A 16,496-nucleotide genomic window follows, 5' to 3' on the forward strand; every position below is an offset into this window, starting at 1 on the left:
GTACTTCTGTCGTCACATTGCCCGTGACCTTACCAGCGCAGACCCAATAGCTATCATCGCGGCTATTCTACTGTTCTGTAGCCGCGTTTTCTCTACTTAGCCACTCACGATTATCTCACTCAAATCAAGTAACTTCCGCAACCACCTCAAATGCTTTTCCCTTGCTGAAGTTTATTCTCAACAATCAAGAAGTAGATACGGACTTGCCGGCGGGTACCGTGCTGCTAGACTTTGTGCGCTATCATCAGCACCTGCCGGGCACCAAAATCGGGTGCAGGGAGGGCGATTGCGGCGCGTGCACGGTGCTGGTGGGCGAACTCGCTGAGGATCAGGTACGCTACCGCTCGTATACTTCCTGCCTTACGCCCCTGGGCAATGTGCAGGGCAAGCATGTGGTGACGGTGGAAGGCATAAATATGGAGCAGCTGAACCCGATTCAGCAGGCCATGGTGGACGAATCGGCGACGCAGTGCGGGTTTTGTACGCCGGGCTTTGTGGTTTCATTGGCGGGCTTCTGTTTGAGCGGGCAAAAGCCAACCACGCAGAACGCCATAGCCGCCGTGGATGGCAACATCTGCCGGTGCACGGGCTACAAATCTATCGAGCGGGCGGCCGCCAAAGTTGCGCACCTGCTGTCAGCAAATGAAGGGGAGGAGCCGGCCGCTTTCGTCGCGCGGCAACAGATTTTGCCCGAGTACTTCACTTCGATTAAAAGCCGGCTGCGGGCACTAGCGGCGGATAGCACACCCAATGGGCACGTTCTAAACGGAGCACTACAGTTTGTAGGCGGCGGCACCGATCTATATGTGCAGAAGCATGACCAGATGAAAGAGTTGGCTGCTCGTTTTCTGTTCAATCAAGCCGACTTGCAAGGGATTGTCCGCCAGGAAAACCGCTGCGTAATTGGCGGCGCGGCCACGGTGAGCGACTTAGCCGAGTCGGCCTTAATGCAGGAGTATTTCCCCGCGTTTCGTCCGTTTCTGCGGCTGGTGTCATCCACACCGATCCGCAACATGGCTACCGTGGCGGGCAACTTCGTCAACGCTTCGCCCATTGGCGACTTGACGATTATGTTCCTAGCGCTGGATGCGCAGCTGGTGCTCAGCGACGGGCATACGGCGCGCGAAATTCCGTTGCGTCAGTTTTATAAAGGCTACAAAGTTTTAGAAAAAGCCCCCCAGGAGAATATAACGGCCATCTGGTTTGAACTTCCAAGTGCCGCTACTCGCTTCAACTTCGAAAAAGTAAGCAAGCGCACTCATTTGGATATCGCCAGTGTCAACTCGGCCTGCTGCTTCATGGTTCAGGATGGCTTACTCATAACAGCTGCAATTTCGGCCGGTGGCGTAGGCCCAATTCCAATGCTTCTGCACAAGACTTCCGAGTTCTTGGTAGGCGGGGAGGTTTCGGAAGAGCTTATTCAGAAAGCGCTGGAAATAGCGCAGACCGAAATAGCACCCATCAGTGACGCCCGCGGCACGGAAACCTATAAGCGACTTTTGTTAAACCAGTTGATTAAAGCACATTTCCTAGCACTGTTTCCACACCTGAATGTGCCGGAATTGATGCGACAGTCACAGACACTCCAAAAATAGAACGTCATGCAGAGCGCAAGCGAAGCATCTCGCGCTTCGTTGAAGTTACCATTGCAAGCAAACACGCGAGATGCTTCGCTTGCGCTCTGCATGACGTTCATTGACCATCAGTCACTATCATGAAAAACATAGATTCCGGTAACCATACAAGAGGGCAGTCAGTCTACCTGGATGACATTCCGTTGGTGGCCGGGACTCTATTTGGGGCTGTATTTAGTTCGCCAGTCGCGCACGGACATATTCAGCAACTGCATTTGGCTGAGGCCGTGCAGCACCCCGGCGTGGTGCGCATTTTTACTCACCAAGATATTACTGGCGAAAACCAGATTGGCGGTATCATTCCCGATGAGCCGCTGCTGGCGGAGCACGAAGTAGATTTCTGCGGAATGCCCATTGCCTTTGTCGTGGCTACGTCAGACGAAGCGGCGCGGGCAGCAGTGAAGAAAATCAAGGTGGATATCACACCGCTGCCAGTAATTACCGACCCACGTGTGGCACAAGCTCAGGGTGAACTGATTGTGCCACCGCGCACCTTCCGCCTCGGCGATACAGCGCAAGCGTGGGAGCAGTGCGAGTATGTGTTTGAAGGTACAGCCGATACCAACGGACAAGAGCACCTCTATATCGAAACTCAGTGTGCGTATGCTATTCCGCAGGAGAATGGCGAGTTAAAAATCTATTCTTCGACCCAAAGCCCCACGGCCGGGCAGCGTACGGCGGCGCGGGTGCTGGGTGTGCCCATGCACCAGCTGGAAGTAGACGTGATTCGGCTGGGGGGCGGTTTTGGCGGCAAAGAGGATCAAGCTAATGCTTGGGTAGCCCTGTGCGCGCTGGCCGCGCATCATCTGCGCCGCCCGGTAAAATATGTGCTGCACCGGCTGGAAGACATGGCCATGACCGGCAAGCGCCACCCATACTCTTCCGACTTCAAAATCGGGCTGGATAAAGACCTCAAAATCGTTGCTTACGAGGTTGACTTCTACCAGAATGCGGGCGCCGCTGCCGACTTGTCGCCGGCCATTATGGAGCGGACGCTGTTTCACACCACCGGCACCTATTTTATCCCCAATGTGCGGGCCACGGCCTATAGTTGCCGCACACATTTGCCCCCCAACACGGCCTTTCGGGGTTTTGGAGGTCCGCAAGCCAAGTTTGTGATGGAAGCCGCCATCGCTACTGCTGCCGAAAAGCTTGGTATAGAAGCCTGTCTAATTCAGAAAAAGAACCTAAACCAGACTGGCGACGAGTTTCCTTTTGGGCAAAAAGCCGTGAGTGAGGCGCACGCTTGCTGGCATAAAGCTGAAGAGTTGTATGATGTGGAAAAGCTGCAGCAGGAGGTTGAGGCATTCAATGCCTCTTCTTCGCTCTATAAAAAAGGCTTGGCCCTGATGCCGGTCTGCTTTGGTATCTCGTTCACCAACACATCGATGAACCAAGCGCGGGCGCTGGTACACGTCTACTATGATGGTAGCGTGAAAGTGAGCACTGGCGCCGTAGAAATGGGGCAGGGAGTGAACACGAAAATGCTGCAAGTGACGGCCCAAACCTTGTCCATCAGCCCCAGTAAAGTGCGGGTGCAAACCACCAGTACCAACCGCATCGCTAATACGTCGCCGTCTGCCGCCAGCGCCACCGCCGACCTCAATGGCAAGGCCGTGCAGCTGGCTTGCCAGGCCATTGTGCAGCGGCTCAAAGAAGTAGCCGCCCAAGTCCTGCAAGCGCCCGAAATTGATATTGAACTTCGGGATGAACAAGTACTACTCAGCGGCCAAGAAACAGAGCTAGACTGGAAAAAGCTAGTTACAGCCGCTTTTCTAAAGCGCGTGAGCTTATCGGAGCACGCCCACTATGCCACGCCGGAGGTGCACTTCGATAAAGCGACAGAGAAAGGCCACCCGTTCGCTTACCACGTCTACGGCACCGCCATCACTACCGTAGCCGTGGATTGCCTGCGTGGCACCTATCAGGTAGACGCGGTGAAGGTAGTGCACGACTTTGGCCGCAGCATGAACCCCGCTGTGGATCGTGGGCAAATTGAGGGCGGTATTGTGCAGGGAATAGGCTGGATGACGCTCGAAGAGCTGCTTTACGACCCAGCCGGCCGATTGCGCTCCAATACGCTCTCTACCTATAAGATTCCTGATATCTACTCGGTGCCCAAGGAAATTGCCATCGAGCCCTTGCAAACCGAGCAGGATAACCTCGCTATCTTCCGTTCCAAGGCCGTAGGCGAGCCGCCATTCATGTATGGAATTGGTACCTATTTCGCCTTGCGCAATGCGATTAAAGCCTTCAACCCAACTTCCCCCATCGCCTTTGATGCCCCGATGACACCCGAGAAAGTGTTGCTAGGGTTATATCCGCAGTCGGCTACCGACACTCCACAAGTACATGAACAGAGCCTGCGCCACGTGGCTGCTTCTTAGCGAAAGTTTGCGCCGGGGCGTTTCGGCCATGCTGCTATATGTGGTGCAAAGTCAGGGCAGTAGTCCGGGCCGGCAGGGGTTTGCAATGAGTGTGGATGCTCATGGCGCTATGCAGGGCTCCATCGGTGGCGGCATTATGGAGCACAAGCTCGTGCAGCTAGCCCGTGAGCGCCTCGCGCAACCCTCACCAGTAAGCTCTCTGCACCGCCAGATTCATAACAAAAAAGCCCCCAGGACCAAAGCGGGATGATTTGCTCCGGCGAGCAAACCGTACTGCTATACCGCGTGCGGCAAACGGATGCCACGGCAATTCAGCAACTGCTCTCAGCGCTCCAACACGAGCAAACCGGCACGCTAACCCTGACGTCGGGGGGCATTTTTTTCGAAGCCAGTAAACAGTCAGCGCAGGATTATTTGTTTCGGCCGGAGCCCGCAGATGCTTGGCTGTATCAGGAGAAGATTGGTCATAAACACCAGCTGCATCTCATCGGCGGCGGCCACTGCGCCTTGGCTTTATCGCGCTTGTTGCAGTCGCTCGATTTCCGGGTTCACCTCTATGAAGACCGACCGCGACTCAACACGTTCTTAGATAATAGCTTCGTTCACGAAAAAACGACCGTCGCCAGTTACGCTGACTTACAGGAGCTTCTCCCCGAAGGCGTAGATCAGTACGTGGTTGTTATGACGGTAGGCTACCGCACCGATGATATCGCCGTGCGGGCATTGCTGGGTAAGAAGTTGCGCTTTCTAGGCTTGTTAGGCAGCCAAAAGAAGATAGAAAAGATGCTTGCTGACTATCAAGCAGCGGGCATTCCGCCTGAGCAACTACAGCGCTTACACGCCCCAGTTGGTGTGTCCATCAACAGTCAAACACCCGAAGAAATAGCCATCAGTATCGCCGCGCAACTGATTGCCGTGAAGAATACGAAGTAATCAATACCTTACCGCCGGTCATGCTTCGCCGTGCTCTGCATGACGTTTGGGGGCTTTTTTATCGCTTACTAAAAACGGTTAGTCCCGCACTACCGTGCCCGTGATATAGCCGAAGGGCTCATCGGTAGCGATGAAAATCTCGTTGTTATTCTCCATCCCAAACTGCTCTAGATTGAAGGGAATATGGTGCTTATTAGGCATGATGAGGCTGACTTCTTTGACCACCTCATTCTCCAGCAGAATTTGCTCCCCAATGGCATACAGAGTGTGCTGCACCGAAAGACTCTTGTGCCCGGCAAACGTGCGCAGCAGCGACGTGCGAATCTTCTCGTAAGTAGCTTCAAAATCTAGGTCTGAGGTCGTGTATTCCCAGGTTGCTTCGCATTTAGTAGCCAGAATGCGGTCCGTGGTTTCTTTCAAAACGGTGTACTCATCTTGGATATACTTCTCGAAAGCTGAATCAGTGGTTTTTAGCAGCAGTAAATCCTGGAGACCAGCGGAAACCTGGACGCCTTGGGCAGTCTGGGTGATGATGGCGCGACGCTTTTCTGAGCTACCGCCCGTGAAGGCGTGTGTGTGCGCTTCTCCATCAAAAGACATGCGCTGCCAACCGTGCTCTATTATCTCAATTCTGACCTTGCTTATCTGCGGATTTCGGGTGAAAAAGAAATTGGCCAAGTGAATCCCAAAGGCTTCGATAGTGGTCGTAAAGTGCTCTTTGGCCAGCGCATACACCGTATTCTTCTGCGTATCGGTGGGGAGAATGGTGGAATTGTCGCCGAGGGTGTGGGCCGTTTCAAACTCGCCTTCGAGCGCCACACTCACCGAAATCTGGCGAAACTCGTGGTGGTCGGCGTGGCGGATAATCTTGGATAGATTAATCGCGTTTTTGCCGTAGGCATTGATTCCTAGTTTGATACCCATTCTCGTTGGCTGGTTACGCATGGAAAGATTTCCAATCTAGAAAATTATCCTGCTAGATTGAAGGACCAATCTTGTTCATCGCCCATTCTGCCCCCTCGCATGCTGGACGCAGCTATAAAAAGTAAAAACGTAGTAACGCCGCAGGGCATACTCGAGGCGCTGGTCTTGCTCCGGGATGGCCTGATTGTAGATGTGGTGCCGGCCACTACGGCTGTCGATTGCCCAATTATCGACGTGCATAATCGGGCGGTGCTGCCCGGCGTAGTTGACCCCCACGTACACATCAACGAGCCCGGGCGCACCGAGTGGGAAGGCTTCAATACAGCCACGCGCGCTGCCCTAGCAGGTGGCCTGACCACGCTGGTGGATATGCCCCTGAACTCAGCGCCAGTGACAACTTCAGTCGCTAACCTAGCGCTGAAGCTAGCTGCTACGAAAGGTCAACTGCACACTAATTGCGGGTTTTGGGGCGGCATTGTGCCGGGCAACGCCAGCGAGATAGAAGGGCTGATTGATCATGGCGTACTCGGGTTCAAGGCGTTTCTGACCCATTCCGGCATCGACGATTTTCCCAATGCCACCGAGCAAGACCTACGGCAAGTGATGCCGATTCTGGCCCGCCACGGCCTACCGCTGCTGGTGCACTGCGAGCTAACTACCGATAACGAAGTGTGGAAAACCGGGGATAAACGGTCGTACCAAAATTACCTCGCTTCGCGCCCCAAACAATGGGAGGATGAAGCCGTGGCGCTGATGATTAGGCTGTGCGAGGAGTATGATTGCTCTACGCACATCGTGCATCTATCATCGGCCAACTCTATTGCGCCGATTGCTGCGGCCAAGGCCAACGGGTTGCCACTGACCGTAGAAACCGCCCAGCACTACCTGTTTTTCAACGCTGAAAACATTAACGACGGACAGACGCAGTTCAAATGCGCTCCGCCTATTCGGGAGCAGCCCAACAATGATGAGCTGTGGGGGCTTTACAGGCTGGTATTATCGACTTCGTCGCCACCGACCACTCACCCGCGCCGCCCGATTTGAAGCAGCTGGAAAGCGGAGATTTTACCACGGCCTGGGGCGGCATTGCGTCGTTGCAGCTGGCTCTGCCCGTGCTCTGGACCGCCGCTCAAAAGCGTGGAGCTAATCTGACGGACATAGTACGGTGGCTAAGCACTAACCCCGCGAAACTCATTGGGCATCAAGCGCGCAAAGGCCAAATTGCCAGAGGCTTCGGTGCCGACCTGCTGGTGCTGGAGCCTGATCAAGCCTTCATTGTAACGGCTGATATGCTGCACCATCGGCATAAGGTGTCGCCTTATATTGGGCAAGAGCTGCGGGGCGTGGTGACCCAAACCTTTTTGAAGGGGCAGCAGGTGTACGATTATCCCAACTTCACGCACCTCAATCAGGGTAAAATCATTACGCGCTAGCTGCATGGATGCCTACGTACACCGCGCCGAGCAACTCCTACAGCGCATTAACACCCTGGCTGCCATTAGCGAAGATCAAAGCTGCATAACGCGCACCTTCGGTACGCCGGCTTTTCTGGCGGGCAGCGCATTAGTAAAAAGCTGGATGGAAACGGCGGGGCTCGAAACCCGCATCGATAGCATCGGCAATGTGCGTGGCCGGCTGGTTAGCCCCCAGTCGGAAGCCAAAACATTCGTTATCGCCTCACATATTGACACGGTGGTAAATGCCGGCAAATTCGATGGGCCACTAGGCGTACTGCTGGGACTGGATTTGCTGGAGCAACTCGTGCAACGAAGAGTCGAGCTACCGTTTCATATCGAGCTTATTGCGTTCAGCGACGAGGAAGGCTGCCGGTTTCATACTACTTACTTAGGTAGCAAGGTCGTGGGGGGCTTTTTTGAGGCTGATTTACTCCAAAAACGAGATGCAGCTGGTATCACCCTGGCGGAAGCCGTGGCAACCATGGGCGGCGATACGCAGCAGCTTACGCACGATGCAATTCCCGCTGATAACTGGCTGGGTTACTTTGAGGCCCACATTGAGCAAGGCCCGGTGCTGTATGACCGTGCTATTCCGGTGGCTCTCGTAACGGCTATTGCCGGGCAGCAGCGCGTGGAAATGGTCTTCAAAGGCATGGCCGGCCATGCGGGCACGGTGCCGATGAACATGCGGCAGGATGCGCTGTGCTGCGCCGCCGAAGCTGTTTTGGCTATCGAGCAGTTTGGTCAGGAGCACCAGCAGACGCTGGTTGCAACGGTAGGCAAGCTTGATATTCGTCACGCGGCCAGCAACGTGATACCCGGCGAAGTGGTGTGCAGCCTTGATCTGCGGAGCGCCGATGAAGCACGCTTAACCTGGGCCTATCACGTGCTGCGGGAAAAGATAGAAGCCATTGCGCAGCGGCGCGATATCACGCTGATCTGGAACCTCATTCAGCAGACGGCCCCAGTGGCGTGCGATGCTGCCTTAAACAGCCTGCTGGCCCGCGCCATTGCTGACTCTGGCTATCCAGTCGTTTCGCTGGTTAGTGGGGCCGGTCACGACGCTGTGCCGATATCCAAAGTCGCGCCGGCCACCATGCTATTTGTGCGGTGCTTTAAAGGCATTAGCCACAACCCTTTAGAGAACGTGGAGCTGCCCGACCTAGCGGCCGCGCTGCGGGTCGCCGAGCGCTTCCTAACCCAACTCATTTCCCACCATTCGTAATTCCCTATGGAAATTTCTGCCTTAACCCGCTCCGTCGTCAAGCGCAATCATGCCGTTATCAGCCCCGATGGCTACATCAACAGCAACGTGCCGGGCTGGACGGGCTGCACCGTGAATGTGATTATCAATGAGCAGATGGGGGCTCGGCTTTGCCAAACGCTCGTCACGTTGCAGGCTGGGGGGCAATTAATGGGCAAAACGCAGGCGTCGCAGATTTTCTTCTACGTAGTGGAAGGTCAGATTCAGGTCAGCGTCGATGGCCAAGATCGGACGCTCAGTACCGGCGAGTTTGTGTATGTGCCTATCGGCAAGGAATACCGTTTCGAAAAGCCCACGGTTGGCACTCAGATTCTCACCTTTCACAAAGTATACGAGCCGCTGGAAGGCCATGAGGTACCGGGCGTTCTGTTCGGCGAGAAGGACGACACGAAGGCGCCCATATACATGAACGATGAGGCTCTGCGCATCCAAGTACTGCTTCCCGACCACCTCGGCTTCGATATGGCCGTGAACATCTTCACCTACCAGACGGGGGGCAATTTGCCCATGGTCGAAACCCATATCATGGAGCACGGCCTGCTGTATCTCCAAGGCCAAGGCATCTACATGCTCGACCACGAATGGTACCCCATCAAGAAAGGCGACTCCATCTGGATGGCCCCTTACTGCCAGCAATGGTTCACGGCCATGGGCAAGGAGCCCGCCGTGTACATCTACTACAAAAACGTCAACCGCTTCCCTACAGTGGTGTAGTTGATTGTTTCTTCAAAAAGCCCCCCAAACGTCATGCAGAGCCCAGCGAAGCATCTCGCTCGCTTCGTTGCAATGCTAATCAGACATCAGCACGCGAAATGCTTCGCTGGGCTCTGCATGACCGCCTTTAGGTTTAGATAACTTGATATACAATGACCCTACCTGAACTCAACGCCTTGCCGAAGCCTGCGCTAACCGAAGCCCTGCGTAAATGCTGCGGTAGCATGGCTTGGGTAGAGTCAATGACCGATATATTCCCAGTGCCTGATAAGGATGCCTTGTTTGAGCAGGCTGCCACTATCTGGTACGGCCTTTCGGAGCATGACTGGCGTGAGGCGTTTACCCATCATCCTAAGATTGGGGAGATCAATTCGTTGAAGGAAAAGTTCGCCAGCACTAGCGCTTGGGCCGCTGGTGAGCAGGCGGCAGTGCAACATTCTTCCCAAGCAGTGCTCGAAGCGTTGGCCGAAGGAAATACCCGTTACGAGGAGAAATTCGGCTATATTTTCATCGTCTGTGCTACCGGCAAATCAGCGGAGGAGATGCTGGCCCTCTTGCAGGCCCGGCTGCCCAATGAACCTGACGAGGAAATAAAAATCGCCATGGGCGAACAAGCAAAAATCACTCAAATTCGGCTGGAAAAGCTATTAGCAACATGAGCCAGATCACCACCCATATTCTCGATACTACCAGAGGCAAACCGGCTCAGGGCGTAGCTATTGCGCTTTACAGCCAGCAGGCGGAAGCGTGGCAGGAACTGGCTCGCAGCACCACCAACCTGGATGGCCGCGTTGCGGATTTGCTGCCGAAAGGGGAGGTATTGGCGCGAGGAATCTACAAGCTTAAGTTCTTCACCCAAGAATACTTCGACCAGCACGCAACTACCGCTTTCTATCCTTTCGTGGAGATTGTCTTTGCTGTTACTGCACCGGAGCACTACCACGTACCGCTGCTTTTAAATCCATTTGGCTACTCCACCTACCGCGGTTCCTGAAGCTGGAAACCGGCTGTTCCCATCCCATCCAAATTTGCCCCCCGCATATGAAGCTCAGCATACAAGACTCCGATAAAGAGCAGCTACTCAATCAACTCGGCGTCGCTAACCTTAAGTTTCAGCAAATTTATCCCGGCGACAAGCCCGATCGGCAACCAGTGCACACGGTGTACGGCGGCGCCAATCTGTTCAAATCGGATACCTGCGTGCGCATGGGCGACATTGCCCTGAACAACCTCCGCACCTACGCGCCCAACTTTGTGGAGCTAGCCAACGTGCTTCAGCTCAAAGGCTACGAGCACTTGCCAAAATCGGGGAAAGACATTGCAGAGCTAACCGCCAAACTGGATGCTTTGTCGCCGGAAGATCGCAAAAAGGAGATGGCCTGGCTGGCGTACTCGGTGTATAATAAGATCATCGCTAAGCTCAAGGCCGAACCCGTTGAGGACTTTCGGATTGATTTTGAAGACGGCTTCGGCAACCGCCCCGACGCGGAAGAAGATGCCACGGCCGTGCAAGCCGCCAACGAAGTAGCCATCGGGATGCAGAATGGCACACTGTCGCCGTTCATCGGTATTCGAATCAAGCCCTTCACCGAGGACTTGAAGCAGCGCGGTGTTCGGACGCTGGATATTTTTCTGACGACTCTGCTGGAAAAAACCGGCGGGAAGCTGCCCGAAAACTTCGTGGTAATGCTGCCCAAGGTGACTATTCCGGAGCAGATGACGACGATGGTGCGCCTGTTCGAAATCCTGGAAAAGGCGAACAATTTGCCCCCCGGCACCCTCCTGATGGAAACGATGGTAGAGGCCACCCAGATTATTATGGATGAGGAAGGCCGCAACCCGTTGATGCGCATCATCCGGGCCAGCGAAGGCCGCTGTGTTGCCGCCCACTTCGGCACTTATGATTACACGGCTTCGGCTGGCATCACGGCCCGCTACCAGACCATGGCGCACCCCGTATGTGACTTTGCCCACCACATGACTAAGGTGGCGCTGGGCGGCACTGGTATTTTTCTCTCTGATGGCGCCACCAATGTAATGCCCATCGGTCCGCACCGGGGCGAAAACCTGACGTTTGAGCAGCAAAAAGAAAACCGCGAATCAGTGCACAACGCCTGGCGACAAGGTTTTCACCACACTACGCACTCGCTTATCAATGGCCTGTACCAAGGCTGGGACCTAAATCCGGCGCAACTACCGATGCGCTACGCGGCTACGTATGCCTTCTTCCTGAGCAGCTACGAAGACGCCGTGTTTCGCCTGAAAAGCTTCGTGGAGCGCGCAGCTATTTCAACGCTCACCGGCGACATCTTCGATGATGCTGCTACCGGTCAGGGCTTACTCAACTTCTTCCTGAAAGCCCTGAACTGCGGAGCGATTACGGAGGAGGAAATAACAGCTACCGGTCTGACGAAGGACGAGATTAACACGCGCTCTTTCTTCCGTATCCTGGAGGGGCGCCGCAAGCAAAAAGTGTAGTTAACGGGTAGTGCTTCCTTCTTTGGCTCAACAACTTGACAGTACCGAAAAATAGTTTGCAGCCCTCGAATTAGCAGCTACTTCTACACTGTTGTGTCTTTATAAGTATTGGTACAATTCATATCTTGTAATGGATTGTGCCAGTACTGTAAGTATCGGCCCACGAAGCGCTGGCCTGTATGAAGAAGCTCCTGTTCATCTGCTGCCTGAGCGTACTTTCGATAGGTATAGGTGCGCAGAATAAAGCCCCCCAGCCGCTGCAGGTGCCCGTACGCAACTATCTGCAGCCCGACACCATTCGGGTAAACCGATTAATAGCGTTTGCGGAAAAGGAAAAGACGACCAGTAGCGCCTTAGCGAGTTTTCAGGAGGCGCTGGGGCTTTCACGGCAATTGACGTACAAATCGGGGGAGGCGCGGGCGCTGATGGGATTGGGCTATTACTATCGTTTCCGCGGCGATTACAAGGAGAGCCTGATCTATACGCGCCAAGCCCAGCAGCTATTCCGCCAGCTCGACGACCGGCTGAACCAGATTTCGTGCTTGTATAACCTCGGCTTCGTTTACTACGGGCAGGGCGACTTCACCCAAGCAATGACCCATAGTTTCGAAGGGCTGCGTTTGGCGGAGACTATGCAAAATCAGAAATGGCTGACTTTAATAAACAGTCAGTTGGGGCTAGCATGTGTGATTGTAGGAGAATACGCTAAGGCCAAACAGTATCTGGACCGCGGCCTGAAGCTAGCAAACAAGGCCGGCGATGTAGAAGGCGCGGCATTCTGCCAAAATGGGTTTGGGAGGTTGGCTGGTGCCCAGAACAAATGGTTGGAGGCTCTTCAGCATTTTGAGAAACAAATGACCCTGGCTCATGAAGCCGGCAATGAGCGGCTGGTTACGCTCGGGCAAGTGCGCAGCGCGGAGATGAATGAGCGTTTAGGGCGCTATACGGAAGTATTTTCCGTGGGGCGGCTTGGGTTGCGGCGGTTGAAGCAGATGGAAGATGTAGGTAACATCCCGCTTATTGAAGTCATATTTGCGCGCGCCTTCCTGCATACCGGGCGCCCTGACAGTGCAATGGTGTATGGGCGGGCCAGCCTGCGGGCGAGTCAGCGCAGCGGCACCAAACAAATAATACACGATGCCAGCGACATACTAGCCCAAGCCAGTGCTCAACTGGGGCGCTACGAGGATGCTTACCGTTATCAAACGCTGTTTACGGCTTACAAAGACAGCCTGAGTACCCAGGACATCGTCCGGCGAACGGCCGCACTACAATACACCTACGAGCTGGATAAGAAACAATCGCAAATACGGCTGCTGACTCGCAATGAGCAGTTGAGCCAGCAGCGGAGTCAGCAGCAGAAGCTGCTGCTGGTGGGGGCACTGGTAGCCTTGGCGGTGGTGGCCGGGTTGAGCGTACTGCTCTGGCGCAACAATCAGCAAAAGCAGCGGGCCAATGCGCAGCTTCAACGTCAGCAGGAGGAACTACAAGCTGCCCAATCGCAATTGATTCAGCGGGAGAAAATGGCTTCACTGGGAGAGTTTACTGCCGGTATTGCCCACGAGATTCAGAACCCCTTGAACTTCGTGAATAACTTCGCCGAGGTGTCGGCTGAGCTAGTGGGTGAGCTTGGAACGGCCCAGAAAAGTCCCGACCGCGATGCAGCGTTGGAGGCGGATCTGCTGGCATACTTGTCGCAAAATCTATGCAAGATTCGGGAGCACGGAGGCCGCGCCGCCCGCATTGTACAGGGCATGATGGAGCACGCCCGTCCCAGCACCGGGGAACGCCAATTGACTGACCTGAATGCCCTCTGCGACGAGAATCTGCGGCTTGCCTACCACGGGCAGCGAGCCAAAGACCCCAACTTTGAGGTCAAATTCACCACCAATTTCGATTCGGATTTGGGCCTAGTGCCGGTGGTGCCCCAGGAAATTGGGCGAGTATTGTTGAATCTGTATACCAATGCCTTTTATGCTGTAAGCCAGCAGGCTGCCCGGCATGAGAATGGCTATCAGCCGCAGGTGCTGGTAACGACCCGCCGCCGCAACGGGCAGGTAAAGCTGCGAGTGCGCGACAATGGCATCGGCATTCCGGAGGCTATTCAGGAGAAAATCTTTCAGCCCTTTTTTACCACGAAGCCCGCCGGCGAAGGCACCGGCCTGGGCCTGTCGCTGAGCTACGACATCGTCACCAAAGGCCACGGCGGCACGCTCTCCGTGGAAAGTCAAGAGGGCAAATACACGGAGGTGATTGTGTCTTTGCCCGTGAGTAAAGCCGAGCAGGAAGATAAATCATACTCTTACTTCTGAACCTAATCGGCGTTTGTTTTTAGTAAAGACTGGAAGTTCAGCGGTTTACTTTTTGGTTTTTCCAGCTTCGTAAACGCGTTATTCAGTGCTTCGGCCCACAGCGGGTGCGCAAATATCATTTCCTGTAGCACCTGATATTTGAGCTTGCCCGTCATGGCTAGTTGCAGCATTGTCATGATTTCGCCGCCTTCCGCGCAGAGAATAGCAGCTCCGATAATCTGGTCTTTGTCATCGACCATTACCTTAAAAAAGCCCCCAGGCGGCCGGTTTCGCGAGCCCGACCTATAGTTGAAACCGGCATCACAGCCACCCGGTAGGCAATATTTTTCTCGCGAGCCTGCTCCTCCGACAAGCCAATACGCCCCAGCTGCGGATCAGTAAAAACGGTGTAGGGTAGGGGGCGCTGCTTGGCGGAGCGTGATTTGCCCCCCAACAGCACGTCGCGGACAATGCGGTAGTCGTCGTAGCTGAGATGGGTAAACTGGGGGCCGCCGTGCACGTCGCCCAGGGCATACACGCCCCGCACGTTGGTTTGGAGGCGGCTGTTTACCTCGATGTAGCCTTTCTCGTCAACCCGTACGCCAGCGGCGGCCAGATTTAGCTTATCCGAGTTGGGCGTGCGGCCGGTGGCAATGAGCAGGTGAGTGCCGCTTAGGCGTCGCTCGCCAGTGCGGGTGCGGGCCGTAACGGTAATTTGCCCCCCCGTGCCTTTGGCTGCACGGTGAGCTTCCGCACCAAGTACAAACTCAACGCCCTCGGCCTCCAACAATTCCTGCAAGGTGGCGCACACGTCTTCATCCTCATGCTCCAGCACTTGTGCGCCCGATTCGATAATGGTGACGCGGCTACCGAAGCGCCGGAACATTTGCCCGAACTCCAACCCTATATAGCCGCCACCCAGAATTAGCAGATGCTCAGGTAATTCCTTCAGATCGAGCAGCTCGGTGGTGGTGAGGAAGCCAGTTTCAGCCAATCCTTCCACCTCCGGAATAGCAGCCCGGGTGCCGGTATTGATAAAGATGAGCGGCGCGGTTACCTGTTTTTCGGGGCCACTTTCCATGGCTACGCGCAAACTGCGGGGCCCTGTAAAGACAGCTCGCCCAGCCAGTACGGTAATACCGGGGCGCTCTTGGGTGAGGTTGCTGCGTACGCCTTCGCGCATCGCGCCAATCACCTCATCTTTGCGGGCTACTACGGCGGCCATATCAACGTGCGGCGCATTGCTTTGTACGCCAAAGGTGGCGGCGGTGCGCACTTGATGGGCGCGCTCGGCCGAGGCTAGCATCGTTTTGACGGGGGAGCAGCCATAGTTTATGCACGAGCCGCCCAGCAAATACTCCTCGATCAGCACCACCCGCCGGCCGGCGTCGGCCAAGGCGGTAGCCAATGGATTGCCGGCTTGGCCCGAGCCAATTATCACAACGTCATAGGAATCAGGCATAGAATGCGGAAATCAGAGAGCGAGAAGACGAGTAATGCGCGGGGCAATGCTATTTTTGCCCCCCAGAGCTATTCCTATACGGTTCAGCTTGCCAGCCGACTATACCCTAATCGGATTGTTGGCTTGGGTACCTTTAACAATAACTTCCGCCTTGTGGCTAACCAATTTTTGCGCCGCCTCGCCCTGCTCGCCGTTCTGCCGGGGCTAGGTGCTTGTACGTCCTTGTACTTTCCGCCACCGCCAAATGTGCCCCTACTCACCCAAAAAGGTGAATTCAGCGGCGGTATTCATACCAATCTGGATAACAACCTTGCCATCCAGGGGGCCTACGCCGTGGGCGAGCACATTGGGGCCATCGGCACGTTTACGACGCTAAATACCGACAAAAAACGCAAAGCCGAGGAGCACCGATTTGCCGAAATAGGTGGCGGTTATTTTACCCGTCTCCCCGACAAGCGCGCGCTGGAAGTATATGTGGGCCTCGGCGCCGGCTCCACCAAGCGCACCGATTTCAAAACCGAGAATGATATTAAAACCGTGGAGCGCACGGTAGAAGGCGACTTGAATAAGTATTTCCTACAGGTAAATTACAGCTCCAAAGAGAAGAAGTCGTTTCACCTTTTCGGCAATGACTTTCCTGTTTCGTATGGCACCGCGTTGCGCCTGAGCTATCTGGAGCTAAGCGACTTGCGCGTGGATGGAATAGCTACCACACCCGAGGATAACGTTTTTGTAGAGCCCATCACCTTCACCCGCGTGCAGGTAGCCGGTCCGGTACAACTGCAGCTGATTAGCGGTGGTATGTTTGGCTTGCGCAGTCAGAAGTATTTAAAGGCTTCTAACTCGGTATTTAATTTTGGTGTGGTCGTGAATATCGGGGGCAAAGCGGGAAGAAGTAGCGTCAACAAGCAACCATAAAAAAGCCCCCAGAAGACTTCTGGGGGGCTTTTTT

Annotated in this window: 14 protein-coding genes and 1 pseudogene; 13 read left to right on the top strand and 2 right to left on the bottom strand. The window is 54.9% G+C overall.

Annotation, left to right across the window (positions count from 1 at the left end; translation table 11 throughout):
- Window positions 1–161 precede the first annotated feature (161 nt).
- The 4 genes from G7064_RS15515 to G7064_RS15525 all read left to right on the top strand — a co-directional run bounded on the left by G7064_RS15515 (window position 162) and on the right by G7064_RS15525 (window position 4,954).
- Window positions 162–1,595: an FAD binding domain-containing protein gene (locus tag G7064_RS15515; protein ID WP_166074299.1), complete on the top strand. Its 1,434-nt coding sequence runs from the start codon at window positions 162–164 to the stop codon at window positions 1,593–1,595.
- A gap of 119 nt (window positions 1,596–1,714) precedes the next feature.
- Window positions 1,715–4,021: a xanthine dehydrogenase molybdopterin binding subunit gene (locus tag G7064_RS15520; RefSeq protein WP_166074300.1), complete on the top strand. Its 2,307-nt coding sequence runs from the start codon at window positions 1,715–1,717 to the stop codon at window positions 4,019–4,021.
- A complete protein-coding gene (locus G7064_RS22485; RefSeq protein ID WP_240935527.1) occupies window positions 3,987–4,271 on the top strand; it encodes an XdhC family protein in 285 nt (94 codons plus the stop codon). Before G7064_RS15520 ends, G7064_RS22485 begins: the two co-directional genes overlap by 35 nt.
- Window positions 4,268–4,954, top strand: a complete 687-nt coding sequence (locus G7064_RS15525) for an XdhC family protein (RefSeq protein WP_240935528.1) — start codon at window positions 4,268–4,270, stop codon at window positions 4,952–4,954. Before G7064_RS22485 ends, G7064_RS15525 begins: the two co-directional genes overlap by 4 nt.
- 78 nt (window positions 4,955–5,032) lie before the next feature.
- Here G7064_RS15525 and pucL read toward each other — a convergent pair whose 3' ends face one another.
- Window positions 5,033–5,878 (bottom strand): factor-independent urate hydroxylase, encoded by an 846-nt coding sequence (pucL, locus tag G7064_RS15530; RefSeq protein WP_166074301.1) that lies wholly within the window; start codon window positions 5,876–5,878, stop codon window positions 5,033–5,035.
- 57 nt (window positions 5,879–5,935) lie between these two features.
- Here pucL and allB point away from each other — a divergent pair, with 57 nt between their 5' ends.
- The 8 genes from allB (at window position 5,936) to G7064_RS15565 (ending at window position 14,103) form a co-directional block, all read left to right on the top strand.
- On the top strand, window positions 5,936–6,922 hold the full coding sequence (allB, locus tag G7064_RS15535) for an allantoinase AllB (RefSeq protein WP_262888619.1): 987 nt from the start codon (window positions 5,936–5,938) through the stop codon (window positions 6,920–6,922).
- On the top strand, window positions 6,853–7,311 hold the full coding sequence (locus G7064_RS22775) for an amidohydrolase family protein (protein WP_262888620.1): 459 nt from the start codon (window positions 6,853–6,855) through the stop codon (window positions 7,309–7,311). Before allB ends, G7064_RS22775 begins: the two co-directional genes overlap by 70 nt.
- A 4-nt stretch (window positions 7,312–7,315) precedes the next feature.
- The gene (locus G7064_RS15540) at window positions 7,316–8,560 is read left to right on the top strand and encodes an allantoate amidohydrolase (protein WP_166074302.1); all 1,245 of its coding nucleotides are present in this window, start codon (window positions 7,316–7,318) and stop codon (window positions 8,558–8,560) included.
- A 6-nt stretch (window positions 8,561–8,566) separates the two neighbouring features.
- Window positions 8,567–9,313, top strand: a complete 747-nt coding sequence (allE, locus tag G7064_RS15545) for a (S)-ureidoglycine aminohydrolase (RefSeq protein WP_166074303.1) — start codon at window positions 8,567–8,569, stop codon at window positions 9,311–9,313.
- 152 nt (window positions 9,314–9,465) lie between these two features.
- Entirely contained in the window at window positions 9,466–9,972 is a 507-nt protein-coding gene (gene uraD, locus G7064_RS15550) for a 2-oxo-4-hydroxy-4-carboxy-5-ureidoimidazoline decarboxylase (RefSeq protein WP_166074304.1), read from the top strand.
- Window positions 9,969–10,307: a hydroxyisourate hydrolase gene (uraH, locus tag G7064_RS15555; RefSeq protein ID WP_166074305.1), complete on the top strand. Its 339-nt coding sequence runs from the start codon at window positions 9,969–9,971 to the stop codon at window positions 10,305–10,307. Before uraD ends, uraH begins: the two co-directional genes overlap by 4 nt.
- 47 nt (window positions 10,308–10,354) lie before the next feature.
- Entirely contained in the window at window positions 10,355–11,791 is a 1,437-nt protein-coding gene (locus tag G7064_RS15560; RefSeq protein ID WP_166074306.1) for a DUF6986 family protein, read from the top strand.
- 179 nt (window positions 11,792–11,970) lie between these two features.
- On the top strand, window positions 11,971–14,103 hold the full coding sequence (locus tag G7064_RS15565) for an ATP-binding protein (protein ID WP_166074307.1): 2,133 nt from the start codon (window positions 11,971–11,973) through the stop codon (window positions 14,101–14,103).
- Window positions 14,104–14,105: 2 nt separating this feature from the next.
- Here G7064_RS15565 and G7064_RS15570 read toward each other — a convergent pair.
- A pseudogene (locus G7064_RS15570) lies at window positions 14,106–15,544 on the bottom strand (mercuric reductase).
- 3 nt (window positions 15,545–15,547) lie between these two features.
- On the opposite strand from G7064_RS15570, the gene G7064_RS15575 reads away from it, so the two are divergent.
- Entirely contained in the window at window positions 15,548–16,462 is a 915-nt protein-coding gene (locus tag G7064_RS15575; RefSeq protein ID WP_166074308.1) for a hypothetical protein, read from the top strand.
- Window positions 16,463–16,496: the final 34 nt, after the last annotated feature.

It is taken from the genome of Hymenobacter sp. HDW8 (assembly GCF_011305775.1).
GTDB lineage: Bacteria > Bacteroidota > Bacteroidia > Cytophagales > Hymenobacteraceae > Hymenobacter > Hymenobacter radiodurans.